Genomic DNA, 1,785 nt, shown 5'->3' with positions numbered 1-1,785 from the left:
AGAGAAGAAAGAAAATCACTCCGGCAATACAGGCAATTCCGGTTCAACCTCTAAAGCTGTCTCCAGTAGTTCCGGTGGATCAAGTGGTGGCTCCGGTGGCTCAGGGGGAAGTTCTGGTGGTGGTTCCGGAAGCTTTAAGGTCAGCAGTAGTTTTTCAGGACAGGTACTTGGTGTAGACCGTTCTCTATCCGGAGGACAGTGGATGCAGGATGAAAAGGGCTGGTGGTACAAAAGAGCGGACGGAAGCTATCCGAAGAACAGCTGGGGCTATGAAGCCTACAACGGAAAGTCCTACTGGTACTATTTCCTTGATTCCGGCTATATGGCAACAGGCTGGGTAGATGTAAACGGTAGTAAATACTATCTTTTCCCAAATTCCGATGGATGGAAGGGCAGAATGCTCACCGGTTGGCAGTGGATTGATGGAAACTGCTACTACTTAGACTCACAAGGACAGAATGAAGGTGCTCTCTATAGAAACACCACTACCCCCGATGGTTTTACAGTGGATGCGGAAGGAAGATGGGTAGTGAATGGAGCGGTACAAAAACAATAAAATTTCCACAAATGGATAGAAATATAGTATAATTTTATATCGTGAAATGGCAATAAATAAGAAAGGACGATGGAGATGAGAAGAAAAAACATGCTGGCGTTAGGACTGAGTGCGGTACTTTGCACAGGGCTCTTTGCCCCTGCAAGCTATGCGGATATTTTAGACAATAAGGATACTTACGTTCCGGAGGTAGAAAAAACTGCTGAAACAGCAGGAACTGTAGAAGGATTAGACGATTTTCCGGAAGAGACTGCTGTGGAAGGGAAAACTGTGTCCATAGAGGAAGAAGTACCGACTACTGAAGCGGAAGACTCAGAGGAGCTTGCTGAGCGAAAGAGTGAGTCTACAGAGGACTCTACAGAAGATATAAGAGGGACAGATTTTGCTCCGGTAACCTCCGGATATTCAGGGTTTAGAAGTGCTGCAGTGACAAAACCACTTGATAACAAGATTGTATCGTTGCAAGTTTCATTTGAAGATTGGGATTTTCCCGCAAGAGATCATATGAAAGTGCATCGAGATAAAAAAGTAAACGTAAGAGGTGTCGTTTTAAGAGGAAATGAGCCTGGAGTCATCCATAATCCAAGCCCGGATCTTTATAAAATTCTCCCGGAGAGGGAAGTTGAAAAGAAAGTAAATGGTCAGTGGGTACCGTACAATCTCAACTACTTTACCCCTGGAGAGTATCACTATGTATATACACTTGCTGAAGGAAAGAAGAGCCAATTTTATATTTTACCAATAGCCGAACAGGATGGAGATGGTAAATTTGCTTATACAATAGTTTCTATGTATGAAAGTTATTTTTATCAGAAAGGGGAACATACATATCATCAAGAAAATTTGAAAGTTACGAGACCGGCAGATGCAAAGTATAGATATTATACCTTTGAAAGCGAAACTTTTACCGTGAAGGAAGCAAAGATTATGGCGAAAGTATATCTCCGTTCCAGCTTTGACATCCATAATGTTAAGGCGGGCGATACTACGAAGAGGGCAACACTTCAAGTGGAGAAGATTGTCTTAAAAGATGGTACAGAGCTTCTGCCTAAGGATTTGCCACAGCCTTTTCTTATGAATTTTCGTAATGATTTTCCCAAAAACCTGGATCAGTATAAACTCTATTTGGAAAGCTATCCGAATGAAGCGGGAAAAAACGGAAATCTCAGGTTTACGCAGGAAGAAGACAGAATTTTTCCGGAAGGCCGTTATAAGGTACTATATGTAAT

At 42.5% G+C, this 1,785-nt stretch carries 2 pseudogenes; both read left to right on the top strand.

The window, feature by feature from the left end:
- Positions 1 to 556: pseudogene (locus tag HNQ46_RS11950) on the top strand (hypothetical protein); the annotation flags it as partial.
- A gap of 75 nt (positions 557 to 631) precedes the next feature.
- Positions 632 to 1,785: pseudogene (locus HNQ46_RS11945) on the top strand (hypothetical protein); the annotation flags it as partial.

It is taken from the genome of Oribacterium sinus, assembly GCF_014202695.1.
Taxonomy (GTDB): domain Bacteria; phylum Bacillota; class Clostridia; order Lachnospirales; family Lachnospiraceae; genus Oribacterium; species Oribacterium sinus.
This window is presented reverse-complemented; position numbering and strand designations above follow the sequence as displayed.